Origin of the sequence: uncultured Oceanisphaera sp. (assembly GCF_947495715.1) — a bacterium.
GTDB lineage: Bacteria > Pseudomonadota > Gammaproteobacteria > Enterobacterales > Aeromonadaceae > Oceanimonas > Oceanimonas sediminis.
The window spans coordinates 120,067-147,054 of sequence record NZ_CANLZU010000006.1; the positions used below are offsets into that span (position 1 = coordinate 120,067).

Sequence of the window (26,988 nt, forward strand, 5' to 3'; positions counted from 1 at the left end):
TGTTCAAGGAAGGAGTTCCAAGATGAAAAAACTGCTGCTCTCTGCATTGGTCTGTGCCGCGGTATCGGCCAGCCCCGCCATGGCGGAAGACACCATCAAGCTGAAGGTGATTGGCCAGCCGCTGGCCACCGGGCTGATTCAGAAAAACAAGGAACAGCCGTTCTTCGAAACCCTGGCCGAGAAAACCGGCCTGCCACTCAAGGTGAACTACAAACCGCTGGATACCACCGGTATCAAGGACGTGGAACAGCTGCGAGTGCTGAAGTCGGGCATGTTCGATCTGGTGTCGCTGCGCATGTCGCAGATCTCCCGCGACGAGCCGACCATTCTCGGTCTGGATCTGGTGGGTCTGAGCCCGGACTTCGCTCAGGGTCGCCAGGTGGCCGACGCCTACAAGGAAACGGTAGACGAACGGCTGCAGGAGCGTTTCAACACCAAGCTGCTGGGTGTCTGGCCCTTCGGCCCGCAGGTGATGTTCTGTAACCACCCGATCGAGAGCCTGGAGGATGTCAAGGGTCTGAAGGTACGGGTCTATGACCAGAACCTGGCCCAGTTTGTCGAATCGGTAGGTGGCATTCCGGTGCCCATCGGTTTCGGCGACGTGCATCAGAGTCTGGCATTGGGCGTAATCGAGTGTGCCATTACCGGCCCCAGCTCGGCCAACTCTGCCGGCTGGCCCGAGGTGACCACCCATGTGCTGCCGCTGGGCTTCCAGATGGCACTCAATGGCTACGGTATCAACCTCAAGGCCTGGAACAAGCTGACGCCGGATCAGCAGGTCACGCTGCAGAGCGCCTTCGATGGGCTGATTGATGAAATCTGGACCTACTCCGAGGAACTGTTCGAGGATGCCGGACGTTGTAACGTCGGCGGCGAGCCCTGCACCACCGGCACCAAGTTCGACCTGGTTGAAGTGCCGGTGACCGAGAAGGACCTGAGTATTGTTGCCAATACGGTGAAAGAGGTGTCTTTCCCCACCTGGGCGGAAGTCTGTAACAAGACCAACCCCGAATGCGCCAGCGACTGGAAGCGCGATGTCGGCGCCATTGCCGGCATGTAATGCTGCATTCAAGCGGGGGCCGAGCCCCCGCTTTTCATGCGGCGACAAGGAGGTATCTGATGAAACGAATTGAGTATATGGCCAGCATGGTGTTTGGAGGAATCTTTCTCCTGTTGTCTGTGCTGGTGGTGACCGAAACCCTGTTGCGCAAGTTTTTCAACGTGTCGTTGCAGGGGGTGGATGAACTGGGCGGTTACGCCCTGGCGGCGGGAGCCACCCTGTCTTTTACCCTGGCGCTGTTGGGTCGTGCCCACATGCGTATCGATATCTTTCACGAGAAATTCCCCCAGTCTTTGCAAACCCTGTTCAACTGGCTGTCGGCCACCCTGATGGCGTTGTTCGGTCTGTTCCTGTTCTGGGTCTGTCTGCAAATCGTGCTGGAAACCCTGGATTACGGCAGCACGGCACAAACTCCCTGGGCCACACCGCTCAAGTACCCTCAGGGTGTCTGGCTGGCTGGTTTGACCGTGTTTGCCTTTACCGCGGCCATTTACGGTCTGCGGGCAACCTGGTTGTTGTTCAGCGGCCGCAGTGAACAGCTGAACGAAGAGTTTCATCCCAAGGGCGTCAGCGAAGAGCTGAAAGAAGAACTGGAAGATTTTGAACACCGTCAGCAGGCAAGCGGCACCGTCGAAGAGGCATCGTTATCCGCTGGCATCTCCGCGCAGCCGGTCAGGGAGGGAACCCAATGAGCTTATCCGTAGTATTTGTCGGCTTTTTCGCCATGCTGGGACTCTTGCTGTTGGGCATGCCCATCGCCGTCAGCATGGCCTTGATAGGGGTGATTGGCGGGGTCATGGTGTTCGGCATGCCGTTTGTCGACTCCATCGGCTCCGTGGTCTGGAGCGTGCACAACGAAGCGATTCTGACTGCCATTCCGCTGTTCATCATGCTGGGCGAACTGCTGCTGCGCAGCGGCATCGCCGACAAGATGTATCTGGCGATGGCTGCCTGGCTGGGGCGCCTGCCCGGTGGTCTGTTGCACACCAACATCGGCTCCTGTGCGTTGTTTGCCGCCACCTCCGGCTCTTCTGTTGCCACCGCCGCTACCATCGGCACCGTAGCGTTACCTTCACTCAACGAACGTCAGTATTCCATGCGCCAGTCGCTGGGCAGCCTGGCGGCGGGCGGCACCCTGGGCATTTTGATCCCGCCCAGCGTCAACATGCTGATCTACGGCTCGCTGACCAGCAACTCCATCGGCAAGCTGTTCATGGCCGGCCTGATCCCGGGTATTCTGCTCAGCCTGTCGTTCATGGTGTATATCGGCATTTCCAACATGGGCAAGGGCGGCAAGCGCGAAGAGGTGATTACCCTGCGTGAAAAACTGCGCATGTCCCGCTTTTTGATCCCGCCTGCGGTGGTGTTCGGCATCGTCATGGGCAGTATCTATATGGGTATTGCCACCGCCACCGAATCGGCGGCACTGGGGGTAATGACGGCGCTGTTCTTCTCCTGGCGTGCCGGTCGGCTGAACATGAAATTTCTGCAGGAAAGCTTCATTCAGACCGCCCGCATCACCGGCATGATACTGCTGATCATTACCGCCGCCTTCGTACTCAACCTGACCATCAGCCTTACCGGGGTGGTGGACGAGCTGACCGACTGGGTGACCTCGTTCGGGCTGAGCATCACCGGCCTGCTGCTGGTACTGATCCTGTTCTACCTGGCGCTGGGCATGTTTATGGACGTGCTGTCGATGCAGGTGCTGACCATTCCCATCACCTATCCGATTGTCACCGCCCTGGGCGTGGATCCCATCTGGTACGGCGTGTTCGTGGTACTGATGTGCGAGCTGGCGCTGATCACGCCGCCGGTAGGCATGAACCTGTTCGTGGTACAGAGCGTGCGTAAAGACGGCGGCAATATTCAGGATGTCATGTGGGGCGTGCTGCCGTTCATGCTGATCATGATGTTGTTTACCCTGTCACTGATGGCCTTTCCGGAGATTGCCCTATGGCTGCCCAACATGATGAGTTAATGAAGTCCGGCTGGCGCCTCGGCGCCACCGATCTGGCGGCGGCCTTTGCCGCCGGTACCCTGACCCCGCTGCAGGTCTGGCAGGACTGCGAGGCACGCATTAGTGCGCTCAATCCCGAGCTGAATGCGCTGATCGCCCTTAACCCCGAGGCCGAGGCGGCGGCCGAGGCCAGCACGCAACGCTGGCAACAAGGCCGCCCGCTGAGCCCGCTTGACGGCGTGCCGGTGACCATCAAGGACAACCTCAACGTGGCCGGGCTGGCCACGACCTGGGGCAACAAGGCGCTGGCCGACCGACCGGCGGAGCAGGACGAGCTGTCGGTAACCCGCTGCCGCCGGGCCGGCATGGTGATTCTGGGCAAGACCAATGTGCCCGAGTTCACCCTTGAAGGGTATACCGACAACCCGTTGTTCGGCGTGACCCGCAACCCCTGGAATACCGCCCTGACCCCGGGCGGCTCCACCGGCGGCGGCGTGGCCTCGGTAGCCGCCGGCTTCGCACCGCTGGCCATCGGTACCGACGGCGGTGGCTCCATTCGCCGACCGGCCTCGCACACCGGTCTGGTGGGTTTCAAACCGTCCATCGGCGCCGTGGCCCGGGTCAACAGCCTGCCTCAGGTGATGCTGGACTTCGAGGTCATCGGCCCTATCGGCCGCTCGGTGGTCGATACCGCCACCCTGTTCAATATCATGGCCGGGGAGGATGCCCGGGATCGCAAGTCGCTGCGGGTCAGCCAGGGCCGGGTGGACTTCAGCACACGGCCGGAGCGGTTGCGTATTCTTTACGTGCCGCGCTTCGGCGACCACCCGCTGGACCCGCAAATCGCCGCCAGCGTGGCCGGGGCCGCCGCCGTGCTGCGCGCCCAGGGACACGAGGTAACGGAAGGCGAGTTGCCGTTCAGCCTGGACTTTGTCGATGCCTTCTGGCCGATGCTGGGCGCGGTGGCGGTGGCGGCGTTGTTTGAGCGCTACCCCGAGGCCGAGCCGGTGGCGGCAGAAAAATTCCGCACCCAGGCGGCTCGGGGCCGGGACATGGGCGCGGCGAGTTATCTAAATGCCCTGGACGATATCGATGCCTTTCGCCGTCGGGTGAGTGCCGCCTTCGACCAGGTCGACGTGATCATGACCCCCTCGGCGGCGGCGCTGCCCTGGCCGGCGGAGCAGGGCTATCCCACCGAGATCGACGGCCAGGAAGTGGGTCCCCGCGGCCATGCCATTTATACCGGCTGGGTCAATGCCTGTGGCCACCCGGCCATTAATCTGCCGTCGGCGCAGGCACAGCAGGGGCTGCCCATCGGCTTTCAGCTGGTGGGCAACTTCGGTGACGATGAACTGCTGTTCCGGCTGGCGGCCGAATATGAAGCCGCAGCTCACGCGGGCTGGCAATGGCCCGGTGAAACCACAAATAATTCTGATGCCAGGCAATAACCGCATGGAAAGCAATCAACAGATGGAGAGCAATCAATGACCTCAATAAATACCGGCGTGAGCGACGCCATTACCCTGCTGCACGGGGCCTATCAGGCGGCGGGCCAGTTCGAGGCACTGCCGGCATCCTGCGCACCGCAGACGGTCGCAGAGGCCTATGCCATTCAGGACGGGCTGGCCCGCAAGCTCTGGCTCGATGAGGGGTTGCGTACCTCCAGCTGGAAAGTCGGCGCCCCCCGGCCCGGCGTGACGCCCTACAGCGCGCCCATTCCTCCCCAGCGGGTGCATGACAGCGGCGCCCGGGTCGACACCGACACCTTTCACATGATCGGCATCGAGGGCGAGCTGGCGTTTCGTCTTGGGCGCTCGCTGGCGCCCCGGGCCGAATTGTATTCACAAGCGGAAGTCAAAGCGGCCATCGGCGAGCTGTGCGTGACCATAGAGCTGGTGGATACCCGGTTGCAGGACTGGCAGCAGGCCGGCGAGCTGTGGCGGCTGGCCGACAACCAGATCAACGGCGCCCTGGTGGTGGGCAACGGGGTGACCGACTGGCAGAACATAGAGCTTGGCAGGCAGCCGGTGATACTGCGCTTCAACGGCGAGGAGCAGGCCAACAAGGTCGGCGGTCATCCGCTGGGCGATCCCACCCTGATCCTGACGGAGGCGGTCAATCACCTGGTGGCGCGCAACGGCGGCCTGCAGGCGGGCGATTTGATCACCTCCGGTACCTGGACCGGCATGATCTTCGTTGAGCCGGGCACCGAGGTGGAAGTGGTCTTCCCCGGTATCGGCGAGGCTCGGGTGAGCCTGGGCGAATAAAGGAGCCGCATCATCGTCTGGTTATTCCCGTTGGGGTTGTGTCTGGCGTTCGGCGCCGCCCTGTTGTTGCCGGCTCCCGGCATCTGGCTGAACCAGCTGGGGCTGCTGCCCTGGCTGGTGGCGCTGATCTTTCTGATGAACGGCCTGCAAACCTCGCTGCAGCAGTTGCGGCCGGAGCCGGGCTTTGGCCGTACCCTGTTGAGCGGCGCCCTGATAAGCCTGCTGCTGTCGCCGCTGCTCGGCTGGCTGGTGTATGCCTTCGGCGGGCTGGACGACAGCCTGCGGCTGGGGCTGCTGGTGATGTCGATGGTGCCGCCGACCCTGTCGTCCTGCGTGGTGCTGACCCGGATTACCGGAGGCAAGGCCAGCTGGTCGCTGTTCATGACCCTGGGGCTGAACTTCCTCGGTATCGCCACCATTCCCTTTATGCTCAGCCTGCTGGTGGGAGGCGAGCTGGCACTCTCGCCCTGGCCCATGCTGGTGACCCTGCTCAAGATAGTGTTGCTGCCCTTTATCGCCGGCCTGCTGTTGCGACAGTGGCGCCCGGCGCTGGGGGGGCTGTCCTGGCTGGGGCAGGTATCGACCCTGAGCGTGATTGTGACTTCCTGGGTGACTCTATCGGCCAGCGGGCAGGCGCTGTATCAGCTCTCGGCCGGCGCCTTGCTCGAGTTGTCGGTCTGGTCGCTGCTGCTGCATGTGACGCTGGTGCTGTTATGTGTGCTGAGCGGTCGGCTGTTGCGGCTGGCGCTGGCAGAGCGGCGGGCGCTGATGTTTACCGCGTCCCAGAAAACCATGCCGGTGGCGGTGAGCGTACTGGTGGGGCTGGGCTCCAACAGCGGGGCGGCGGTGGTCAGCTGCATTCTGTTTCATTTTCTGCAGATGCTTTTCGACTCGCTGCTGGCGTCCCGCATCAAGCGGCGGCAGAAGCGGTCGGCTGCGCTTGAAGAGGCGACTTAGCCGGAAGAGGAGGGCGGCAATAGTGTTTCGAGAAAGGTGTCCAGCACCAGGTTGGCGCGGCGGCTGCGGGCGGTAATGGCGCAAAAATGGGTGGTGAAGCCCGGCTGCAAGGCCCGCAACCGGCCGCGTTCCACCCAGGGGCGGGCGTAGTGATCCGGCAGGTAACCGAGATAACAGCCGGTGAGCAGCAGGAACATGATGCCTTCCCGATCGTTGGCCCGCGCACCTTGCGGATGACGGCGATACAGTGCCTGCACCTCGGCGGGCTGGGCGAAGCTGGGCACCACTACCTCATAATCGGTCAGCTTTCCGGACTCTTCATCAGCAGTAAACAAGGGGTGTCCGGAGGCGCAATAAAGGTGTGAGCTTTCTTCGTACAGCGGCAGATAGTCCAGCCCCGGTAACTCGCGCACCCGGGGCACCACACCGATATTGAGCCGGCCGTCGAGCACGCCGATTTCGATATCGTCCGACGGCTGCATGTGAATGTTGATTTTCACCTCGGGCCCCCGGGCCTTGAGCGCGGCCAGGCCGTGGGTGATCTTCATGCCCGGGTGACTGACCAGATTGTCGGTAATGCCGATGGCCAGGGTACCGCGCAGGTGTTGGTGCAGATCGTTGATTTCGGCCTTGAAGTGGTCGAGGGCGCCCACCAGCCGATCGCTGGCCTCCAGCACCCGTCGCCCTTCGTCGGTGAGAGCAAAACCGGCCCGGCCGCGCTGACACAGTTTGAACCCCAATCGGCTTTCCAGATCCGCCATCTGCATGCTGATCGCCGCCCGGCTGATGCCCAGACTCACTTCCGCCGCCGAAAAGCCGCCGCAGGCCGCCACGGTGCGAAACACCTTCAACAGCTTCAGCTCGAAGTCACTGACCTGATTCAGCACCGGCTGTTTTGCTTCCGTCATAAAGTTCTCCTTGTTTGCGTCGATGGTGCTGTTTTGCTCCTCCCCCTGGCTGTGGGGTTGCAGGCAACGGCAGCGGGTTTTCGCCAGGGGGAGGTGGGGAGGGGGTGTCATGCCGAAATTCTGCAGAAACCCCTCCCCAACCCTCCCCTTGCGTTGCACCCCGCCGTTATTCAGTTGAGGTCGAGCTCAAGGGGAGGGAGCAAACCAGCTTGTTTGCAGAGGCTGTTTCAGTCGACAAGCCTGATTCTGCCAAAAGTTAAGTAAACAGTGAACTGAAGTTCATTAAGTTTAAATTTAACCTCTTGGTAACAGGGCGCATTATCCAGTCATAGAGTGGTGCCCGCGAGGCGACATATGACAAGGAGCCGTGATGAACAGCATGATAGATTCGCAACGAACCGCCGAGGCCAAGGCCCAACAGCTGAACCTGGACGCCTTCTGGATGCCGTTTTCCGGCAACCGGGCCTTCAAGGGTGCACCACGGCTGATTGCCGAAGCCGAGGGCGCCTGGTTTACCGACACTCAGGGCAACAAGCTGTTCGACAGCCTCTCGGGCCTCTGGTGCACCGGCCTGGGGCACAAGCATCCCAAAATCAACGAGGCCATTACCCATCAGCTGAATACCCTGGATTACGCCCCGGGTTTTCAGCTGGGCCATCCGCTGGCGTTCGAGCTGGCCGAGCGGCTGGCCAGGCTGGCGCCGGCGGATCTGAACCGGGTGTTTTTCACCAACTCCGGCTCCGAATGTGCCGACACGGCATTGAAGATGGCCCGGGCCTACTGGCGCGCCAGAGGCAAGCCGGAAAAAACCAGGCTCATCGGTCGGGCCCGGGGCTATCACGGGGTCAACATGGGCGGCACCAGCCTGGGTGGCATAGGCCCCAATCGCAAGCATTACGGCCAGCTGGTGGAGGCGGATCATCTGCCCCATACCCTGTTGGCCGAAAACACCTTCAGCAGGGGCCAGCCCGAGCACGGCGCGGCGCTGGCGGACCATTTGCTGCAGCTGATTGAGCTGCACGATGCCTCCAACATAGCGGCGGTGATTGTCGAGCCCATGGCGGGTTCGGCCGGGGTGATAGTACCGCCGCTGGGCTACCTGCAGCGGCTGCGCGAATTGTGCGACCGGCACGATATTCTGCTGATATTCGACGAAGTGATCACTGGCCTGGGCCGCATGGGCGCCATGTTCGGCGCCGAGGCCTTTGGCGTGGTGCCCGACATCATGAACCTGGCCAAACAGCTGACCAACGGGGTGATCCCCATGGGGGCGGTGATCGCCAAAGAGCACATTCATCAGGCCTTTATGGAGCAGCCCGGGCCCGATTACATGGTGGAGTTTCCGCACGGTTATACCTATTCCGGCCACCCGGTGGCCTGTGCCGCGGCCATGGCCTCGCTTGATGTGCTGATCGATGAAGACATGCCGGGCCGAGTGCGCAGCCTGATGCCGGTGTTCGAGGAGCAAATCCATCGTCTGAAGGGGCTGCCCCATGTGGTGGACATTCGCAACTGTGGCCTGGCCGGGGCGGTGCAGCTGGCGCCGTACCCCGGTGAGCCGGCCCGCCGGCCGATGGAGCTGGCGCTCAGCCTGTGGCAGCAGGGCTATTACGTGCGTTTTGGCGGCGACACCCTGCAGTTTGGTCCGCCGTTTATTTCGACCCCGGACGAGCTGGAGCAGCTGTTCAACGCGGTGCACCGCACCCTCAAGGCCCAGTCATAGTGGCAGGTGTCTATCGGGATGGAATAACCCCACGCCAACACGCAGCAAGTACATCCATGTAGCTCGGCGATGGCATCCATGCCATCGACGGTTGGCTCAGGGGATTATTCCATCCCTCTCTGTAACCGGTAGCTATTCGGGTTTGAGGCCAAATATTTTTCAAGATTAACAAACAAAAGGATCACCAGATGAACACCATACCTCACCTGATCAACGGCGAACGCCACCACAGCACCACCACCCTGGATGTGTATAACCCGGCTACCGGCGAGGTATGCAGCCGGCTTTGCATGGGCGACCAAAGTCTGGTGGCCGAGGCAGTGGCTGCTGCCCGGGCGGCGTTTCCGGCCTGGCGCGACACGCCACCGGCCAAGCGGGCGCGGGTGATGTTTCGCTTCAAGCAGCTGCTGGAAGAGCGGGCCGACGATATCTGCGCCCTTATCAGCGAAGAGCACGGCAAGACGCTGGAAGATGCCAAAGGCGAGCTGCAGCGGGGCATCGAAAACGTGGAATACGCCTGTGGCGTGCCCGAGCTGCTGAAAGGCGACTACACCCGTAACGTGGGCCCCAATATCGATGCCTGGTCCGATTTTCAGCCGCTGGGCGTGGTGGCCGGCATCACCCCGTTCAACTTTCCGGCCATGGTGCCGCTGTGGATGCTGCCCATGGCCATCGCCTGCGGTAACTGCTTTATTCTCAAGCCATCCGAAAAGGATCCCGGCGCTTCGCTGCTGATCGCCCAGCTGCTGGAAGAGGCCGGTCTGCCCAAGGGAGTAATTGGTGTAGTGCACGGCAACAAGACGGTGGTAGATGCCTTGCTGACCCACAAGGACGTCAAGGCCATCAGCTTTGTTGGCTCTACCCCGGTGGCGGAATACATCTACGCCCAGGGCACCGCCAACGGCAAGCGGGTGCAGGCGCTGGGCGGCGCCAAGAACCATGCGGTGCTGATGCCCGACGCGGACCTGGATAACGCCGTCAGTGCCCTGATGGGCGCCGCCTATGGCTCCTGCGGCGAACGTTGCATGGCCATTTCGGTGGCGGTGTGCGTGGGCGATGCGGTGGCCGATGCATTGATTGCCAAACTGGAGCCACAGATCCGCGCCCTGAAAATCGGCCCCGGCACCCGGTGTGGCCAGGATATGGGCCCGGTGATCAGCAAGGAGCATCTGGCCAAAATCGAAGGCTACATCGGCGCCGGAGTGGAGCAGGGCGCCGAGCTGACCATAGACGGCCGAGGCCTGTCGGTGCCCGGTCATGAACAGGGCTATTTCCTCGGTGGTTGCCTGTTCGACCGGGTCACCCCCGGAATGAGCATCTACCAGGAAGAGATTTTCGGACCCGTATTGTGTGTGGTGCGGGTCAACAGCCTGGAAGACGCCATCGATCTTATCAACGCTCACGAATATGGCAACGGCACCTGCATCTTCACCCGTGACGGCGAGGCCGCCCGGCTGTTCGGCGACGAAATAGAGGTAGGCATGGTCGGTATCAACGTGCCGCTGCCGGTACCGGTTTCCTACCACAGCTTCGGTGGCTGGAAACGCTCGCTGTTCGGCGACCTGGCCGCCTACGGCCCCGATTCGGTGCGCTTCTACACCCGCCGCAAAACCATTACCCAGCGCTGGCCGGAACGGGCCAGCCATCAGGCCTTGGACTTCGCCTTTCCGAGCATGTGAGTTTGAATGGTGAAGAGTGAGGAGTGAGGAGTGAGGAGTGAAGGGGAAGGGCAAAGCAGGCTTGGTGCCATTTTGCTCCCTCCCCTTAATCGTGAATATTCAGGATGACAGCGGGGTGCAACGCAAGGGGAGGGTTGGGGAGGGGTTACTGCAGGGGATGCGCATATTCCGCAGGTTCAGTACCCCGGCCAAAACGACACCCCCTCCCAGCCTCCCCCTGGCGGCTTTTCCTTGAAGAGAAGTCGCCGTCGTGCCTGTTACGCCGCTACCAAGGGGGAGGGGCTTTTAGCTCCCTCCCCTTGAATCCGTGATCAGCAGGATGACAGCGGGGTGCAACGCAAGGGGGGGGCCGGGGAGGGGTTACGACTTCTCACGCTGCCGGGTCTTTTCTTGGCTGCCGCAAGCTGTCACAATATGCGCCTCTTGGGGGAGTAATCGTTCGGTGCCCGCCGAAACCATCGTCAACAATCTCTAAGCCACAAGCTTATGGTGATGGTGTCCTATCGGATTGATGAGACCTGAGTCAGACCTGGTTCCGGGCGGGAAGTGGGTCTGCCTCCGGTATTCAATATCCCGCCCTGAAGAGCCCTTATGCTACCCACTGTAAATATGAATATTGCCTGCCTGACTTTGACGGGAGGCGTCTCATGCTGATGTCTGTTGCTGCCATTGTACTCGGCCTCGCCGTGCTGGTATGGAGTGCCGACCGCTTTGTGGATGGAGCCTCGGCCACCGCCCGTTATGCGGGTATGCCACCCTTGCTGATTGGTATGGTGATTGTCGGTTTCGGCACCTCGGCGCCGGAAATCGTGGTGTCGATCATCTCGTCGATGGAAGGTAACCCGGGCCTGGCGCTGGGCAACGGCTATGGCTCCAACATCGCCAATATCGGTCTTATTCTGGGCATTACCGCCCTGATCAGCCCGATTTCGGTGCATTCCCAGGTGCTGCGCAAAGAGCTGCCCATTCTGCTGCTGATCACCCTGCTGTCGTTGGCACTGTTGTGGAATGGCATGCTGGCGCGTACCGATGCCATTGTGCTGCTGGGTGTCTTTGTGCTGCTGATGGGCTGGAGCATCAAGCAGGGCATGAGTGATGGCAAAGACAGCATGACCGGCGACGAGGTAAAGGAGCTGGACGACAACCTGATGAGCCTGAAACAGGCCATTTTCTGGCTGGTGGCCGGTTTGCTGCTGCTGATTGTCAGCTCCCGTATTCTGGTGTGGGGCGCGGTGAATATTGCTCAGGCGTTTGGGGTGAGCGATTTGATCATCGGCCTGACCATAGTGGCCATTGGCACCTCGCTGCCGGAGCTGGCGTCTTCCATTGCCGCCATTCGCAAGAACCAGCACGATCTGGCCATCGGCAACGTCATTGGCTCCAACCTGTTCAATACCCTGGCCGTGGTCGGCCTAGCCGGTGTTATTCATCCGCTGGAAGTGGCGTCCGAGGTGATCAGCCGCGATTTCATGGTGATGATAGTGCTGACCCTGTCGCTGTTTGTGCTGGGTTATGGCTTCAAGGGCCGCCAGGGACGCATCAACCGATTTGAAGGCGCCCTGCTGCTGGCGGTGTATGTTGGTTACACCGGCTGGCTGGCCCAAAGCGTGCTTGCCGCCGGCTAACCTTGCCGGCCGAACATGAATGATGCCGGGCCAGAGAATACCGTCATGCCGGGCCCAAAGAATACCGTCATGCCGGGCTTGCCCCGGCATCTTACGGCAAACCGCCGTGGACTCCGGGGCAAGCCCGGAGTGACGATCTCCGATTCCGGAGCAGGCCCGCCGCCATTCCCGACCCCACGCCCAGAATGGGCGGTTACCACCGCCGTTTTCCCCGCCTTTCGTTCAGTTTCACATGCTCCTGAGTCTATACTCACCCGAACAAGCCACCCGGTACGGGAGACAAGAATGATCGGATTCAGAATGTTCGCAAAGGGCGGGGTGTCCCTGCTTTGCGCCGTTTTGGCACTGCCGGCGGCGTCCGAGCCGCTGTCTGCCAAAGACAGTGAACCCGCCACTCTGGGCTGGATGCAGGGCTTTCCGCCGGCGCCGGACAAGGTGGTTCGGGCGGCCGACGGCTCCTTTTTTCAGTTTCCGGCGCTGCGTTACAGCGTAACCAACATGCGCCAGTTCATGCCCACGGTAGAGGTGTCTCGCGGCCTGGAAGCGCCGGTGCCATTGAAATACCGGCTGGATCCCTTGATCGACCACCTGCAGTTTTTGCCCTGGGGCTCGGCGCAACCGATCAGCTTTGAAGACGCGCTCTGGCTCAACTACACCGACGGCCTGATTATTCTGCACCGGGGTCAGGTGGTGTACGAGCGCTACCTGGGGGCCCTGAGTGAAGACAAAAAACACGCCGCCATGTCGGTGACCAAATCCTTTACCGGCACCCTGGCCGCCATGCTGGTGGCCGAAGGTACGCTGGATGAAAGCAAAACGGTGGCGCAATACGTGCCCGAGCTGAACGACTCGGCCTTTGGGGACGCCACGGTACGCCAGCTGATGGACATGACCACGGGCCTGCAATACAGCGAAGACTATGCCGACCCCAATGCCGAGGTATGGGCCTACTCCGCCGCCGGTAATCCCCTGCCCAAAGCGGCGGACTACACCGGGCCCGTGGGCTATTTTGCCTATCTGCAGCAGGTAAAGAAGCAGGGCGAGCACGGCCAGGCCTTCGGCTACAAAACCGTGAACAGCGACGCCCTGGGTTGGGTGATTTCTCGAGTGACCGGCCAGTCGGTTGCCGAGCTGCTGGCAGAAAAAGTCTGGCGGCGCATCGGCATGGAGCAGGCCGCCTATTACCAGGTGGATGAACTGGGTACTCCCTTTGCCGGCGGTGGCCTGAGTGCCGGGCTGCGTGACATGGCCCGTTTTGGCGAGCTGGTTCGCAACCAGGGCAAATGGCAGGGAGAGCAGATATTGCCGGCCGCCGCCATCGACGACATTCGCAAGGGCGGCAGTAAAGCAGCCTTTGCCAAAGCCGGGTTCGACAAGCTGAAAGGCTGGTCCTATCGCAACATGTGGTGGCTAACCCACAACGCCAATGGCGCCTTTGCCGCCCGGGGCGTGCACGGTCAGACCATTTATATCGACCCCGCCGCCGACATGGTGCTGGTACGTTTTGCCTCCCACCCGGTGGCCGCCAACGGCGCCAACGACCCCACGTCTCTGCCTGCTTATCAGGCGGTGGCGGATCATTTAATGACCCTTTACCCAAAGAGGAACAGCCATGAAGTCAGCAGCACTCTTCGATCTGAGTAACAAGGTCGCCATTATCACCGGCGGCGCCAACGGCATCGGCAAGGCCTGCAGCCTGATGCTGGCCGCCCACGGCGCCAGCGTGGTGGTAGCCGATTTGAACCTGGAGGCGGCCGACGCCGTGGCCAGCCAGATTCGCAAAGACGGCGGTCAGGCGCTGGCGGTGTCTTGCAACGTCACCAAAGACGAAGATCTCACCGGCCTGGTCAATCAGACCCTGGCCGAATTCGGTCAGATCAATATTCTGGTCAACAACGTGGGCGGCGGCGGTGCCGGTCGCGAGAGCCCGGCCAGTTTAACGGTGGAGCAGTTTGCCCGCACCTTCGAGCTGAACGTATTCAGCAACTGGCGGCTGGCCCAGCTGTGCGCCCCGCACATGGAAAACGCCGGCTATGGCTCCATTATCAACATGTCGTCCATGAGCTCCATCAACAAGAGCCCGGCCATCAGCGCCTATGCCTCGTCCAAGGCGGCCATCAACCACATGACCGCCAATCTGGCCTTCGACTACGGCCCGGCAGGCATTCGGGTCAACGCCGTCGGCCCCGGCGCCGTAAGAACCGACGCCCTGGCCTCTGTGCTGACGCCGGAAATTGAATCGCGCATGCTGTCCCACACCCCGCTCAAGCGCCTGGGCGAGCCGGACGACATTGCCGGTGCCGTGCTCTATTTTGCCGCCCCCATTTCAAACTGGGTCAGCGGCCAGGTTCTGTTCGTGAACGGCGGCGGCGTACAAACCCTGGACTAGAAAATCCTGCGCAAGCAGAAACGGCGTGCCTTGTGGGCGCGCCGTTTTTATTTAAGGAGGGGTTGGGGCCAGATGTCGTAGGGTCGAATTCATTCGACCGATGGCGGTACATCCAGGTTAGGTTGGTCCATTGAAATGGACCCTACCAGGCGAGCAGACTTGTGGTTTATGTGTCATCAAACAGCAGCCCATAGGGTCTTTCCAGCGCGGCCTTGATATCCGTCAGTGAAAACACCTTGAAAAACTCGGTAAAACGGCTGCCCTCAAACCATATCTGCACCACCGGCAATGCCATAACGCGCTGCTGGGCGCAAAGGCCGGTGCCATCTGCCTGGCAGTCCACATAACAGGCCTGCACGTGCGGAAAATGCTCGGCCAGCAACTGCTGCAGCCGAGGCTTGAGCGCCTGACAAACGCCGCAAGCCTGGCCGCCATACAGCACCAGCACCGCCGGGTGACTGGCCAGCAGTGCATCGAGTTGGGTTTGACTGGTAACACACAACATAGTGAATCCAACATCTCGGTAATTAAGACAAGGCTAAAAGCAGCGCAGAATCGCTCTGTATCGGCCACTTTGCTCGCGGAGCCCCGTCTCTGCGGGGGGTAAAAATCATCCTGCTCCGCAGGTCCGGCAGCTAAAGCGCCGGCTACAAACACACCGCCTTGCACTTATGCCGTCATGCCGGGCTGGCGTTAACGCCGAGCACACCGGAGCCGTTGGCCTGGATGACGGCGCCCACCGACTCGTTCAACGACTTCATGGCCGGCTGGTATGGCCGCTATCGGCGCTGGTTCCATTCCGGCGATGGCCGTCACTACCGGCGGCTGGACAGAGACGGGGAGGGCAACCTTTCCGTGGGCGTGAGCATAGATCCCTCCGTGTGGGCCCGCTGGCAAAGCGTACCCGGTTATCGCCCCCGCACCCTGACCGATGCCCGGCTGATCCCACCCGAGTGATCCCAACCCGATTAATCATGCGCTTAGTCCGTCATCCTGACGAAAGTCAGGATCTCTCTGCAGAAAGATACCGTGCTTAAAACACGGCATTGTTATCGGGTATTGATCACGCCTTTAGTCCGACGGATATGACCCCGCCGAACTGAACCCCCGGCTTGCACATATTATCGGTATTCGCCGTGCCGCCTTATCTCAGCTCACCATATCGGGAAACACGCCCTGTTCTGCCGCTCAGCCTGGCCAGCACAAACAGAGTGGCCCGCAACAGCCCCATCAGTAGCGGAACAACAAGCCAAAGCAGCCAGCTGCCAAGGTAAAGCGCCGGGATCAACAGCAACAGCCAGCCGGCAAACTGCACGGCCAGCACGGGGTAGCCCAGCACATCCGCGACCCCCGCGAGCAGGTCACTGACCAGGCTGGGGTGGGTAATGACCAGGTAGCCTGCCCCAAACACCAGCGGCCACTTGGCATAGCGGGCACCATTCAGCACCATACGCCCGCCCTGACTTACCCGGGCCGCCAAAGCCGCCGAGCGGGTGGCCCGGCTGGCGCCCTGGGTGGTAACCGCAGCCGCCCGCCCCATGCGCAACACCTTGACGGCACTGGTCAACACCAGCACATCGACCGAGGCCCAGCCGATATCACCCGCCGTGAGTGCTTCACCGGCGCGGTATTTGGTTTCCAGGCTGCGAATGCCGCCGGTAAAAAACCGGTTCAGCCCTTCCAGCATGCGTTCGGTTACTATCCATTGGGTTTCCCCCTGGTCGTCCACCACAAACTGGCCGAGAAAATCATGCCCTTCGCTCTTGATGAAGTTAACGGCATACCAGCCACGTTGTTCCGGAGAAAGCGTCTGATACCGCTCCGGCGTTGCGCTTGGGGTACCGGTGCTTTTTGGCGTACCGGTAAAATACTGCCTGATGGCCCGGTAGCCCTGATCCGCCTGGTTTATCAGCTCTATGGTGTAAACGGGCCGGGTCAGAAAGTGATGAATAGGTGGCAGCACGGTTTCACCATAGCGACGCAGAATCTCCTGAAATTCGGGCTCCTGGCCGTAAAGCGAAAACACACGGCGGGCCATGGCCGGATAACGCATGAATGCAGCCTGCGCCTTCACCAGCAGCAGCGGGTCATCGGCCAGATCCAGCAGTACTGCCTGCACCCCGACCGGCTCTTGTTCAATGCCGGGAAACCCCTGCAACACATCGCCGGCCTGAATCTGTATCAGTTTCTGCTCAATGGGAACCGGGCGACTGCCCACACTGAACACCGCTGCCAGCAACAGGGCCACACCACCAATCAAAAACAGCTTTTTCACAGGCTCACCAATCAAGACGACTCACAATGTCACTCAACAACAGGGGTATATCCGGTTTGCGCCGGCGCTACAACCGTTAACTGTAAAGTACGCCGGCACTCGCCACTAGACCAAGGTCTGATATGCCCGGCAATGGGGCTTTGCTATGGTCGCCGGTTTTACGGGTGCGACAACATCACCTTTTGTTTATTTGGGTGTATGTAGTCTATCCGTGGGGCTATTTGGTGATTTGTCAGGTGATTGTGTTGATAGTGGCGTTATTTAACAAAACTATCACGCTAACCCTGTGATTGTGCTACATTCCCCCGCTTTACGGGCGCTACAACAGCACCTTCTGGAAATTGGGCTCTCTGTAATCAATTGACAGGGCTATTTAACGGAGTATCAGGCGATCATGTGGAAAATATTGAAAATAGCCAGTGCATTCATTGGCATTATCGTAGGGGCAGGATTTGCCTCCGGTCAGGAAGTGCTGCAGTACTTCACCAGCTTCGGTTACATGGGCACCGCCGCCGCCATGGTGGCCACGGCGCTGTTCGCCTACCTGGGCATGATGCTCACCATGCTTGGCAGCCGCACCCGTACCCGTTCCCACAAAACCGTGGTGTATCAGATTAGCGGCCGTTACATCGGCGTGATCGTGGATTACGTGATCATCTTTACCCTGTTTGGCGTAGGCGTGGTGATGATTGCCGGCGCCGGCTCTATTCTCAATCAGCAGTTCGGACTGGATGCCTACATCGGCAGCGTGCTGATGACCCTGCTGATGGGCGCCACCCTGATGCTGAACGTGCAGCGGGTAGTGGCCCTTATCGGCAGCATTACGCCTTTTCTGGTGCTGGCGCTGGTGTCGATCTGCATTTACAGCCTGGCCACCATGGATCGCAGCTTTGCCGAGTTGGCGCCCATTGCCGAAAGCGTAGAGTCCACCTTGCCGCACTGGCTGGTGTCTGCGGTCAACTATGTGTCGTTCAATATCGCCGTGGGTGCCGCCATGTCGCTGGTGATGGGCGGTGCCGAGAAAAACGAAAACATCGCCAAATGGGGCGGCCTGCTCGGCGGCGCCGGCGTGGGCGTGCTGATCATGATTAGCCACCTGGCCATGTTCTCGCAAATCGACAACATTGCCGGTTACGCCCTGCCGTTGCTTAAAATCATCGACGGCATCTCGCCCTGGTTGGCCACCACCATGTCTTTTGTATTGTTCGGCATGATCTTCAGCACCGGTGCCAGCATGTTCTATGCCTTTGTGGCCCGCTTTGTGGAAATGCGCACCCCGGCCGCCAACCGCTTCAGCATCGCCACTCTGGTGGTGGGCTTTGTGGCCAGCTTTGCCGGCTTTACCCAGCTGGTGGCCTTTTTCTACCCGCTGATCGGTTATCTGGGCCTGTTTTTGGTGGGCGCGTTGATCTTCGCCCCCTTCAAGCTCAAGCGAGACGCCCGCCAGCCCGGTATGGCACAGGCAGTTGGCAGCACCGATTAAGCGAACGCCTGAACACTGTTCCGAGCTGAGAAAAAGCCGCCATCTGTTGATGGCGGCTTTTTTATTAGCTCATAGATCATGAATCTATAAATGAACTATAAGTGCTCAAATGAAAACCTGTTAAAGTGCGTTTGTTAATATTTATCTTGATGGTAGTTAAATTAATGCGAGGGTTTGGTATGGGGTGGTTATCATCGGTTTACTTCGTTGGGGGAGCTCTTGCTCTTTTATTGGTTCCTATATTTTTTTTGTTAAGCGTAGTGTCATACATAAAGAAAAAAGAGACTCGTAGTAGAGTCAGTCCTCTGACTACAGACCTTCTTCGCGCGCCAGGTTTTTCTTTGCAGCAAAAAATAGATGATATTAATTGGGACTTGATGGAATGTCTGATGATGATTCCTGTGTTAACGGCAGTCGTGCCTATGTTTGTTTTTCTTCAGATGAAGATGGCGGATCAACAGTTTACTCTTATCAGCTGGATACTTGTCATTGCTTTAATCATCTTTGGTGTTGCCTACTATGTTCGTAAGTTGTTTAAAAAAATGAAAAAATTAAGCCATTTTCGTTTAGGTCATGCATGTGAGATAGCTGTAGGACAAGAACTAGAACAGGTTGTACGGCCAGTTGACCGACCTTATCGTGTTTTTCACGATATACCGTTCGAAGGCTTCAATGTTGATCACTTGGTGGTTAGCCCGAATGGCGTTCTTGTTGTTGAAACCAAAGGTAGGTCAAAACCGATTGATAATGGAAGTAAGCAATTTAAGGTGCGAGTAGAAGGTGATGCTCTGCACTTTCCAAGGCATGTCGAGCGTGAACCTATTTTACAAACACGGCGCAATGTTAAAGCTGTGCAGGCGTGGCTGAGTGATGCTACCGGCTTTGATGTTCCAGTCGGGGGAGTTCTAGTGTTGCCCGGCTGGTATGTGGAGTTAAAACAAAAAATGGTTTTACCCTATGTGATGAATTCCACTCAGTTATCCAAGCAGTTGCCTAATTTGTATGTGGGTAAGCTTGAGCTTGGACAGGTACAGGCAATAGCTCATCAGATCACTCAGCGAGTACGAGATGTAGATCGTGAACGAGTAGACCGCGTAGCATCGCGGCCACTCAAAAATTATTGAATATGAAAGCCAGTATTAGCCCAGCACACTGAATTCCTTGAACAGTCTCACCGGCAGCGGGTACTTCAGCTGCCAGGTTATGTTCATCGGTTTGCTGCCGTGATAGCGCATAAATTTCACCGGACCACAGGCGCGATAGGGTGAATTTTTGTCGATGCGTACAAACAGCTGAAACTGCCAGCCATTAGTTTCGCTTTCAATGTAACGGCGACCACCTGGAGTGCTGGGGCCTGCACTGTTCTGAGATTGCCAATGAAACTGAGTCTGGCTGATGGCGTAGTCGTTATAGGCGACACCTTCATGCTGGGCTGTACTTTTATCCAGCGTCACGAACAGCAATTCGGTTTTGCTCTCTTTGAATGGCAGTACGCCAGCCTGAAACGGCGTGCGTTTTTCTGCGGTAAGAAAACCAACGGCGGTGAGGATTTCTCGGCTGTGATAGGCTGCATGTAATCGCAGCGGGGTGTGCTCCAGTCCCGGCAGAGGTAAGTATTGATGCTGCGTTCTCGCATCTAGATAGTTGCTGAGCTGAGCCAACTCATTGCACACAGCTGGAGTCTGGGATAGCCGCATGAGAAAGTCCTGAGCCGATCCTATCTGGCTTTGCTGACCATCTATCTGATATGCCAGCATTTGTAGTCGCTGCTGTTGCTGCTCATCGTCGATCGCGTAGTGGGCATCACTCTCGGCCACTTGGTTGATAAGCTGTAACTGTGCTGTGTCATCCAGGTGCAACAAACTCCCCAGCCGGCGGCTGAAATAGCGTTCCTCGGCGGAGGCTGCCCCCGGCAGAAGCCCGGCATCCCGTTGCAGATTGGTCCAACCGCTGTTTTGGCCAGCGCGATAGATATCTTCCAGCTCTAGTTGCTGCTCGTTGAGAAAGTCATCGAGAACTACATGACGGCTTCCGGTCAGACTCACATAGGCGTGCAGCTCCTGTTGCAGGCGGTGCCAGTTCTGATTCAGTGCCTGTTTCAGGCTGCTAAGAATATGCTCTTTGGCTTGCTTTTGTAGTTGGATATGGCAACCGCTGGGCAGTCGGCCAAAGCCTTTTTCTATGCTTTCGATCACTTCACGGCGCGACAGGCCAGTGATGGCGCTGTAGAGCATATCGAAGCGGAATCCTTCCTTATGCTGGCCGACAAAATCCAGGATCAGGCAGCTTTCCTTCCCCTCGAACAAACGCAGACCGCGACCGATTTGCTGTTGAAACAGAGTGGCGCTTTGGGTGGGTCGCAGTAACAGCAAGGTATCGACAAAGGGAAGATCGATCCCTTCGTTATAGAGATCTACGGTCACGATGGCATGGATCTCGCCACGTTCTAGCTGTTTGGGCAGATCTCGGCGCTCTTTAACGGAGCTTTTACCGGTGATCACACGAGCGATAATGCCGGCCTTTTCAAACTGCTCTGCCATAAATTCGGCATGAGCAATGCTCACGCAGAATACCAGGCTCTTACCGCGTTTAGGGTCGTCCACCAGTTGTTGCCAGGAGCGGATCACTGCCGCTGCGCGAACATGGTTACCAGTAAGCAGATTATCCAGCGCTTTGAATTCGTTGGCCTGTTGCCAGGGGATCTCTCGGTAGTCGGTGTCATCGTCACAGGCATAATATTCGAAGGGGGTCAGCAGTTGCAGATCCAGCGCCTGCCACAGACGTAATTGTGCCGCCGGTGAACCGTCCGGTCGATTATCAAAATGGCGCAGTATATTCTTGCCATCTGCTCGTTCCGGTGTCGCGGTTAAGCCCAGTAAATAAGCCGGAGAAATGCTTGAGAGCAGCGTTTCGAAGCTGTTGGCTTCTATGTGATGACATTCGTCAATAATCACCATGTGCCAGTAATCTGCTGCTTGCTGAGAGACTAGCTTGCGGGCATTTAGGCTTTGAATGGTGGCGAACAGATGCTGATCCTGCTCTGGCTGGTACTCACCGGTAAAGAGATCGCCGAATTCCGCTTCGCGCAACACCAGCCGAAAGGTGCGCATGGCCTGTATCAACAATTCCTTGCGGTGGGCGACAAACAGTAGCCGCGGCAAGCCGCCTTGCTTGCGGGCTAGGCGACGGTAATCGAAGGCCGCCATAACGGTTTTACCGGTGCCGGTGGCGGCAACCAACAGGTTGCGCATTCGACCATGTGCTCGCTCGTTATCAAGTTGCTCCAAAATATCCAGCTGAAAGGGCTTGGGCTCGATATCGAAGAAGGTGGGAGTAGCGATTAGATCCCGGCCTGATTCTCTTTTCAGTGCCTTGGCTAACTCGTTTCGGTGGGTTTGATCATCCGGGTTATAGGGTTGAAATTCGCCATCTTGCCACAGGGTTTCAAAGTGTGCCTGAGCTCGCTGGTAGAGCTGATTTTGGCCTTTTTCGGTGAATTTAACCGTCCATTCCAAACCGCCCATGAGGGCGGCACCAGACAGATTGGCGCTGCCCACATAGGCGGAACCGAACCCCGTGTTCCGCTCAAAAATCCAGGCTTTGGCGTGTAAGCGGGTGCGACGTCCGTCGAGCGATACCCGAACTTCACAATTAGGCAATCGGGCCAGCGTATCTAACGCTTTTTGCTCGGTGGCGCCCACATAGGTGGTGGTCAGCACCCGTATCTTGGCCTGGCTTTGCCCTTTGGCATCGGTGCTGGTGATCTGCTTGAGCACTTCGATGATCTTTCGCACCCCAGAGACGGTGATAAAGCTCACCAGAATATCGACGCTATTGCATGACGCCAGTTCGGCAGTGAGCTCATGCAACAAAGCGGGAGAATCTTTACCGGCAGTAAACAGCCAGGGTTGTGCCAAGCCGATGGCTGGCAGTTCAGGCTTTCGCTGGGCAGGATACAAGGAACGCAGTACCTGGGGCGGCGTGCATAGCAGGTCGGTGACTTCATCCTGAGCCAACCGCTGACGGGAGTATCGCAATATGTCGTTTATAAGTTCGGCTTGTGCCTTCACCTTAACCTGTTTATCACCACTGACCCCTGCTAAAAGCTGGGACAATTGCTCGGCCAGAGCATCGGCTAAGCGTTCGTGACTGAAGGCCGGATTGAGTTCTTCGGGGTGGGCGCTGAGCCCGCTTTCTGAGAGTGCCTGTTCTACTCCCTGTGTGGTGAGCAGATCGTAGAGTCCCTGTGCAAGAGGTGCTTTCATTTTGTCCCTTATTGTTATTTTTCTGCTTCTTGTTATTGCGCCGGCTCTGCTATCACACCCCTGAACCGTGCAAAAGGCTTCATCTCGTCGGTGGCGGCCAGATCGTCATAATCCGGGTTGGTGGCGTGCAGCCGATAGCTGCCGTCCGGGTTTTTCTTCACTATCCGCAGCAGATACTGGTTGTCGCCGGACTCGTCCTGCCGTTCTATGGCGAGGGTCTGGTTGCTGATGCTGCCGGCGGTTTGCGGTGTTATCCATTCCAGTAACAGCAAATCGCCGTCGTTAACCGGCTGTTTGCCGCCGTTCATGGAGTTTCCGCTGGCCCGGGCCAGAAAGTGCCGTTTGCTATCGAGTGGACCGTAGTGATCCGCAATGGCCATGAGTTCGGCGTGGTCGCTGTGGCCGGTCTTGAAATGGCCGCAGGCAATGCGCAGGTCGGGGAAACAGGGTAATTCGATAACGTTGGCCGCTGGTGTGTCGGTCGCTTGCTGTTTTGTTTGTGAAAGCCGATGCGCTTTTGCCAGCCTCGGCGCCTTGCGGCGGCGATATTCGGCCAGGCGCAGATCCACCAGTTCCTGCATCATCAAATGCAGGGTATCCAGCTCATCAACAGGCAGCTCGAAGCGGGGGCAGAAGCGGTCGTTCTTGATCTCGAACCAGTATTCGGCCTTTGAGTCCGGGTTGCCGCCGGAGCTGTATTTGATCGGGTTTCCCTGCCAGTAACGCAGCCAGGCGGGGGAGTCGGCGGCCATGGCCTGTTGTCTGGCAGGCAGGTCGAGCAGCAACAAGTCCGGGTGGCGCTCCAGCACATGGCGGGACTGTTCGGCCAGTGCCGCCAGGGTAGGGGGCTGGCGCAGGCCGTCCAGCTCCAGCAGGGCCTGCAGCAGTATTACCTTGAAGCTTTTGGTGAGCGTGGTGGTCTCGATGCCGGTCAGTAAAAAGTCACCGAGTTTATCCTGCACCATGACGGCAGAAGCCGCGAGATCGCCTTCGCTTCGCGTCATTTCAAACCAGCTGCCGTGCTGTTTGCGCAGCTTGGCCAAATCCAGCCCGGCCTGAAAGGCCTGCACCGCCGTGGGTCGGTGGCCCAGTTCATCTTTGAGCCGACGATAGTCATCAACCACTCTGACCCGGCCGCCGTAGCGCAGCTTGTCCATCAGCGGGATCAGTTGGGGATCGAGATTGATATAGCAGCCTTCGGGCAGAGCCGGGGTGGTTTGACTGCCGTTGCCGTCGGTCGTGCCGATGGTGGCCTGCAACAGCTCGGGCTTGAACAGGCAGGCTTTGTGGTTGCCCACCAGATCGACCACCATCAGCCGCTGCTTGCCCGGGTGCTTGCGCAGGCCCCGGCCCAGTTGCTGCAGAAAGACGATGCGCGATTCGGTGGGGCGCAGCATCAGCAGGGTGTCGATGGCGGGCAGATCCGTGCCTTCGTTGAACAGGTCCACCGAAAAAATCACCTGCAGCTTGCCGTCGGCCAGTTCGGTCAGCGCCTGGTTGCGGGGCATGGCCGAGCCGGCATAAACGGCGGCGGCTTTGATATCGGCATCGTTGAATATCCGGGCCATAAAGTCGGCGTGGCGGGTAGAGATGCAGAAAGCCAGGGTGCGGCTCCGGGCGAAAGTGCGCCATTGTTCAAGGGCATGCCGGGCGCGCCGTTTGCTGGCAAAGGCGGCATCCAGCGCATCGGGATCGAAACGGCCGTTGCGCCAGGGTATTTCGTCGTAGTCGATGTGCTCGTCATAAATGCCCTGATAGACGAAGGGCACCAGATGATGGTCGACAATGGCGTCGCGCAGGCCGCGCTCAAACACCAGGTTATCGTCGCACAGGGCCAGAATATCGGCCTGATCGGTTCTGTCCGGCGTGGCGGTCAGCCCGAGCAGAAAACGGGGGCGAAAATGATCCAGCAAGCGGCGATAGGTTGGGGCGGTGGCGTGATGAAATTCGTCGACGATGATGTAGTCGAAGTGATCCGGCGCAAAGCGGCGCAGGTGGTCGGCCCGGCCCAGGGTCTGCACCGAGGCAAACAGCCAGTCGGCCTGATCCTGCTGTTGGCCGTTATACAGGCCGGTGTGTGCTGTGGGCTGCATGCGAATGAAGGTGGCCTGAGCCTGGCGGATAATCTCGTCTCTGTGGGCCACAAACAGCAGCTTTTTGGCCTTGAGCTGGCGGGCGTCGAAGGCGGCCAGCCAGGTCTTGCCAAGGCCGGTGGCCATGACCACCAGCCCCCGTTGGTAGCCCTGGTTGCGGCTGGCCTGCAGCGCCGCCAGTGCCTCTTCCTGTACCGCATGGGGCAGCGGCGTTTCGCGCAGTGTCTCGTCATCGCTGGTGTTGTCACCGGTAATGACGCGCAGGCCGGTGAGCGGACTTTGTTGATAGCGGATCAGGTAATCGTCTATCCAGTGGTGGCTGAGCGGTACCACCCGGGCATCCTGCGCCAGTTGCTGCATCTGTTGCTGTAACGCCAGCAGGCTGGCGGCGGCGGGGCAGGTGCCGTCATCGTCTACCCGCAGGCACCAGTTCCACTCCAGCGAGTCGGTGAGGGCGGCGCGCGAGATATTGCTGGAGCCGACCAGGCCCAGCCCGGTCAGCCGTTTCTGCGTGTGTTGTTGAATAAACAGGTAGGACTTGAGGTGAAAGCCGGGGTTGCCGGCGCTCTCGTAGATGCCGACACGGGCGCCCCGTTCGGCCAGCAGCATCAACCGGCGCAGGGCCACCGGCTCGGTCACGTCCAGATAATCTGAGGTAATAACGTCGAGTTGCACGCCTCTGTCCAGGGCTTCGAACAGCGCATCCTGCAGCAGCGCCAGTCCGCTCTGGCGAATAAAAGACACGGCGATGCCGATGCTGCTGCCTTCGCCGGTGGCGTTGATGGCATCCAGCAGGGGGCCGAGCAGCGGCTGGTTGAAACCGGGATCCTTGGCGCCGCCGCCGGCAAGCAGTTGCGGGGCCGTCATTCCGCCACCTTTACCAGCAGGGCATTGAGCCAGCGTTCCTGTTCCCGACCGGGACGCAGATCGCCGGTTTGCCATTGTTCGGCGATGTTCAGCGGCAGGGCCTGCAGCAGTTGTTTCAGTCCGCTTTCATCCAAGTTGGTGAAGTGGCGGCCCTCGCGGCTGCTTTCGCCCCGGCCGTATTTGAAGGAGCAGTAAAACACGCCGCCGGGCTTCAGTTGTGTGGTCAGGTGAGCCATCACGGCGGCCAGTTCGGCCAGCGGCACATGCAGCAAGGAGGCGCAGGCCCAGATGGCGTCTGCCGGGGCCGACGTGCTGAAGTCTTCGAAGCGGCATTGCACCACCGGCAGACCGCTATGGGCGCGGGCCAGCTGTACCAGCGCCGGGCTGGCGTCGAAGGCGGTTACCCGGTAACCCAGGCGGGAAAAATGCAGGCTGTCTCGCCCCGAGCCGCAGCCGGCATCCACGATATGGCCGCCGGCCGGCACCCTAGGTAGAAAGCGCTCATACAGCGGCGTCATGTCTACGGTTACGGTACTCTGATAGAACTGTTCGGCCTGCTGCTGGTAATAGTCGAGAGACATTTTCCTGCTTTGATATTTGTTGTTTGTTCAGTACCTTATCAGACTCAAGACAGAGCTGGATAGCCTTTACCGCCGTGTCTGTGCGTTTGTGGCGGCGGGGCCGGTCGGTTATGGCAAGAGGGGCTGTCCCCTGGTCAAACAGGCGAATTTACAGGAGTGAACAATGGCTTTGAACGAACAGGATTTACGACATTTGCGCCGTTGCGTGGCATTGGCGGAAGAGGCGCTGGCCGGTGGCGACATGGCCTTTGGCTCTGTGCTGGTGTCGGCCGAAGGGGCGGTACTGGCGGAAGATCACAATCGCATTCACAGCCATGAACCCACCTGGCATCCGGAAATTGCCCTGGCGCGTTGGGCGGCCGAGCACCTGAGCGAAACCGAGCGGGCCCGGGCGACCCTGTATACCTCGGGCGAGCATTGCCCCATGTGCTCGGCGGCACACGCCTGGGCCGGACTGGGGCGCATTGTGTATGCCAGCTCGGCGGCGCAGTTTACCGACTGGTGCAGCGAATGGGGGCTGCCGGAGTCGCCGGTGAGGCCGCTGGCCATCAACGAGGTGGCGCCGGATATTGAAGTTGCAGGCCCGGTACCGGAGCTGGCCGAGCAGATCCGCGAGTTGCATCGGCGGTATTTCGGGGTGAAAGACAGCTATAAGCCGTAAGCTATTAGCGGTAAGACGGGCTTGGCCAAAAGTGACACCCCCACCCGGTCTCCCCCTGGGGTAGACCCGCCGCTATGCCTGTTATGGCGCTGCCAAGGGGGAGGGGCTGTTTGGTGCTGAGCTGCTCCCTCCCCTTAACCTGGAATTTGGCAGAATAACAGCAGGGTGCAAGGCAAGGGGAGGGTTGGGGAGGGG

The 26,988-nt window shown here is 59.4% G+C and carries 21 protein-coding genes; 15 read left to right on the forward strand and 6 right to left on the reverse strand.

The window, feature by feature from the left end:
* Positions 1-22: 22 nt before the first annotated feature.
* The 6 genes from Q0753_RS05610 to Q0753_RS05635 are packed head-to-tail and all read left to right on the forward strand — an operon-like array spanning position 23 to position 6,244.
* A complete protein-coding gene (locus Q0753_RS05610) occupies positions 23-1,060 on the forward strand; it encodes a TRAP transporter substrate-binding protein (RefSeq protein WP_298718339.1) in 1,038 nt (345 codons plus the stop codon).
* A 59-nt stretch (positions 1,061-1,119) separates the two neighbouring features.
* On the forward strand, positions 1,120-1,752 hold the full coding sequence (locus Q0753_RS05615) for a TRAP transporter small permease subunit (RefSeq protein WP_298718341.1): 633 nt from the start codon (positions 1,120-1,122) through the stop codon (positions 1,750-1,752).
* Complete coding sequence (locus Q0753_RS05620) at positions 1,749-3,041, forward strand: TRAP transporter large permease subunit (protein ID WP_298718343.1); 1,293 nt, start codon at positions 1,749-1,751, stop codon at positions 3,039-3,041. The genes Q0753_RS05615 and Q0753_RS05620 overlap by 4 nt, the downstream gene beginning before the upstream one ends.
* Entirely contained in the window at positions 3,017-4,468 is a 1,452-nt protein-coding gene (locus Q0753_RS05625; RefSeq protein ID WP_298718345.1) for an amidase, read from the forward strand. Before Q0753_RS05620 ends, Q0753_RS05625 begins: the two co-directional genes overlap by 25 nt.
* Positions 4,469-4,504: 36 nt before the next feature.
* A complete protein-coding gene (locus Q0753_RS05630) occupies positions 4,505-5,287 on the forward strand; it encodes a fumarylacetoacetate hydrolase family protein (protein WP_298718347.1) in 783 nt (260 codons plus the stop codon).
* 30 nt (positions 5,288-5,317) lie between these two features.
* Complete coding sequence (locus Q0753_RS05635) at positions 5,318-6,244, forward strand: bile acid:sodium symporter (RefSeq protein ID WP_298718349.1); 927 nt, start codon at positions 5,318-5,320, stop codon at positions 6,242-6,244.
* On the opposite strand, the gene Q0753_RS05640 is transcribed toward Q0753_RS05635, so the two are convergent.
* A complete protein-coding gene (locus Q0753_RS05640; protein ID WP_298718351.1) occupies positions 6,241-7,152 on the reverse strand; it encodes a LysR family transcriptional regulator in 912 nt (303 codons plus the stop codon). The genes Q0753_RS05635 and Q0753_RS05640 overlap by 4 nt on opposite strands.
* A 370-nt stretch (positions 7,153-7,522) precedes the next feature.
* Between Q0753_RS05640 and Q0753_RS05645 the strand changes: the two genes are divergently transcribed.
* The 5 genes from Q0753_RS05645 to Q0753_RS05665 all read left to right on the forward strand — a co-directional run bounded on the left by Q0753_RS05645 (position 7,523) and on the right by Q0753_RS05665 (position 14,568).
* Positions 7,523-8,875 carry an aspartate aminotransferase family protein gene (locus Q0753_RS05645; protein WP_298718353.1) on the forward strand — a complete coding sequence of 451 codons (1,353 nt, stop codon included), beginning with the start codon at positions 7,523-7,525 and terminating at the stop codon, positions 8,873-8,875.
* Positions 8,876-9,063: 188 nt separating this feature from the next.
* Positions 9,064-10,554: a CoA-acylating methylmalonate-semialdehyde dehydrogenase gene (locus Q0753_RS05650; RefSeq protein WP_298718355.1), complete on the forward strand. Its 1,491-nt coding sequence runs from the start codon at positions 9,064-9,066 to the stop codon at positions 10,552-10,554.
* A 647-nt stretch (positions 10,555-11,201) separates the two neighbouring features.
* A complete protein-coding gene (locus Q0753_RS05655; RefSeq protein ID WP_298718357.1) occupies positions 11,202-12,179 on the forward strand; it encodes a calcium/sodium antiporter in 978 nt (325 codons plus the stop codon).
* Positions 12,180-12,464: 285 nt separating this feature from the next.
* Complete coding sequence (locus tag Q0753_RS05660; protein WP_298718359.1) at positions 12,465-13,823, forward strand: serine hydrolase; 1,359 nt, start codon at positions 12,465-12,467, stop codon at positions 13,821-13,823.
* Positions 13,792-14,568 carry a glucose 1-dehydrogenase gene (locus Q0753_RS05665; protein ID WP_298718361.1) on the forward strand — a complete coding sequence of 259 codons (777 nt, stop codon included), beginning with the start codon at positions 13,792-13,794 and terminating at the stop codon, positions 14,566-14,568. Before Q0753_RS05660 ends, Q0753_RS05665 begins: the two co-directional genes overlap by 32 nt.
* 166 nt (positions 14,569-14,734) lie before the next feature.
* On the opposite strand, the gene Q0753_RS05670 is transcribed toward Q0753_RS05665, so the two are convergent.
* A complete protein-coding gene (locus Q0753_RS05670; RefSeq protein ID WP_298718363.1) occupies positions 14,735-15,073 on the reverse strand; it encodes a co-chaperone YbbN in 339 nt (112 codons plus the stop codon).
* A gap of 158 nt (positions 15,074-15,231) precedes the next feature.
* Here Q0753_RS05670 and Q0753_RS05675 point away from each other — a divergent pair, with 158 nt between their 5' ends.
* Entirely contained in the window at positions 15,232-15,525 is a 294-nt protein-coding gene (locus tag Q0753_RS05675) for a hypothetical protein (RefSeq protein WP_298718365.1), read from the forward strand.
* A gap of 187 nt (positions 15,526-15,712) precedes the next feature.
* Here Q0753_RS05675 and Q0753_RS05680 read toward each other — a convergent pair whose 3' ends face one another.
* Complete coding sequence (locus Q0753_RS05680; protein ID WP_298718367.1) at positions 15,713-16,843, reverse strand: hypothetical protein; 1,131 nt, start codon at positions 16,841-16,843, stop codon at positions 15,713-15,715.
* A gap of 394 nt (positions 16,844-17,237) precedes the next feature.
* Here Q0753_RS05680 and Q0753_RS05685 point away from each other — a divergent pair, with 394 nt between their 5' ends.
* Together Q0753_RS05685 and Q0753_RS05690 are read left to right on the forward strand one after the other, a co-directional pair.
* Complete coding sequence (locus Q0753_RS05685) at positions 17,238-18,326, forward strand: hypothetical protein (protein WP_298718368.1); 1,089 nt, start codon at positions 17,238-17,240, stop codon at positions 18,324-18,326.
* Positions 18,327-18,451: 125 nt separating this feature from the next.
* The gene (locus Q0753_RS05690) at positions 18,452-19,450 is read left to right on the forward strand and encodes a nuclease-related domain-containing protein (RefSeq protein WP_298718370.1); all 999 of its coding nucleotides are present in this window, start codon (positions 18,452-18,454) and stop codon (positions 19,448-19,450) included.
* Positions 19,451-19,465: 15 nt separating this feature from the next.
* Here the strand turns inward: Q0753_RS05690 and Q0753_RS05695 are convergent, their stop codons facing one another.
* From Q0753_RS05695 to Q0753_RS05705, 3 genes are read right to left on the reverse strand one after another with little or no spacing between them, the layout of a single operon-like run.
* Positions 19,466-22,591 (reverse strand): DUF3427 domain-containing protein, encoded by a 3,126-nt coding sequence (locus Q0753_RS05695; RefSeq protein WP_298718374.1) that lies wholly within the window; start codon positions 22,589-22,591, stop codon positions 19,466-19,468.
* 32 nt (positions 22,592-22,623) lie between these two features.
* Positions 22,624-25,551 (reverse strand): DEAD/DEAH box helicase family protein, encoded by a 2,928-nt coding sequence (locus Q0753_RS05700; protein ID WP_298718375.1) that lies wholly within the window; start codon positions 25,549-25,551, stop codon positions 22,624-22,626.
* Positions 25,548-26,132: a bifunctional 2-polyprenyl-6-hydroxyphenol methylase/3-demethylubiquinol 3-O-methyltransferase UbiG gene (locus Q0753_RS05705; protein ID WP_298718377.1), complete on the reverse strand. Its 585-nt coding sequence runs from the start codon at positions 26,130-26,132 to the stop codon at positions 25,548-25,550. The genes Q0753_RS05700 and Q0753_RS05705 overlap by 4 nt, the downstream gene beginning before the upstream one ends.
* A 163-nt stretch (positions 26,133-26,295) precedes the next feature.
* Here Q0753_RS05705 and Q0753_RS05710 point away from each other — a divergent pair, with 163 nt between their 5' ends.
* Positions 26,296-26,793 (forward strand): nucleoside deaminase, encoded by a 498-nt coding sequence (locus Q0753_RS05710; RefSeq protein ID WP_298718379.1) that lies wholly within the window; start codon positions 26,296-26,298, stop codon positions 26,791-26,793.
* The last annotated feature ends 195 nt before the right edge of the window (positions 26,794-26,988 follow it).

What these genes read in the sequence shown, in the direction of transcription:
- Q0753_RS05610 (WP_298718339.1), top strand. Translation starts at nt 23, where the DNA reads ATGAAAAAACTGCTGCTCTCTGCATTGGTCTGTGCCGCGGTATCGGCC.
- Q0753_RS05615 (WP_298718341.1), top strand. Translation starts at nt 1,120, where the DNA reads ATGAAACGAATTGAGTATATGGCCAGCATGGTGTTTGGAGGAATCTTT.
- Q0753_RS05620 (WP_298718343.1), top strand. Translation starts at nt 1,749, where the DNA reads ATGAGCTTATCCGTAGTATTTGTCGGCTTTTTCGCCATGCTGGGACTC.
- Q0753_RS05625 (WP_298718345.1), top strand. Translation starts at nt 3,017, where the DNA reads ATGGCTGCCCAACATGATGAGTTAATGAAGTCCGGCTGGCGCCTCGGC.
- Q0753_RS05630 (WP_298718347.1), top strand. Translation starts at nt 4,505, where the DNA reads ATGACCTCAATAAATACCGGCGTGAGCGACGCCATTACCCTGCTGCAC.
- Q0753_RS05640 (WP_298718351.1), bottom strand. Translation starts at nt 7,152, where the DNA reads ATGACGGAAGCAAAACAGCCGGTGCTGAATCAGGTCAGTGACTTCGAG.
- Q0753_RS05645 (WP_298718353.1), top strand. Translation starts at nt 7,523, where the DNA reads ATGAACAGCATGATAGATTCGCAACGAACCGCCGAGGCCAAGGCCCAA.
- Q0753_RS05650 (WP_298718355.1), top strand. Translation starts at nt 9,064, where the DNA reads ATGAACACCATACCTCACCTGATCAACGGCGAACGCCACCACAGCACC.
- Q0753_RS05655 (WP_298718357.1), top strand. Translation starts at nt 11,202, where the DNA reads ATGCTGATGTCTGTTGCTGCCATTGTACTCGGCCTCGCCGTGCTGGTA.
- Q0753_RS05660 (WP_298718359.1), top strand. Translation starts at nt 12,465, where the DNA reads ATGATCGGATTCAGAATGTTCGCAAAGGGCGGGGTGTCCCTGCTTTGC.
- Q0753_RS05665 (WP_298718361.1), top strand. Translation starts at nt 13,792, where the DNA reads ATGAAGTCAGCAGCACTCTTCGATCTGAGTAACAAGGTCGCCATTATC.
- Q0753_RS05670 (WP_298718363.1), bottom strand. Translation starts at nt 15,073, where the DNA reads ATGTTGTGTGTTACCAGTCAAACCCAACTCGATGCACTGCTGGCCAGT.
- Q0753_RS05685 (WP_298718368.1), top strand. Translation starts at nt 17,238, where the DNA reads ATGTGGAAAATATTGAAAATAGCCAGTGCATTCATTGGCATTATCGTA.
- Q0753_RS05695 (WP_298718374.1), bottom strand. Translation starts at nt 22,591, where the DNA reads ATGAAAGCACCTCTTGCACAGGGACTCTACGATCTGCTCACCACACAG.
- Q0753_RS05700 (WP_298718375.1), bottom strand. Translation starts at nt 25,551, where the DNA reads ATGACGGCCCCGCAACTGCTTGCCGGCGGCGGCGCCAAGGATCCCGGT.
- Q0753_RS05705 (WP_298718377.1), bottom strand. Translation starts at nt 26,132, where the DNA reads ATGTCTCTCGACTATTACCAGCAGCAGGCCGAACAGTTCTATCAGAGT.
- Q0753_RS05710 (WP_298718379.1), top strand. Translation starts at nt 26,296, where the DNA reads ATGGCTTTGAACGAACAGGATTTACGACATTTGCGCCGTTGCGTGGCA.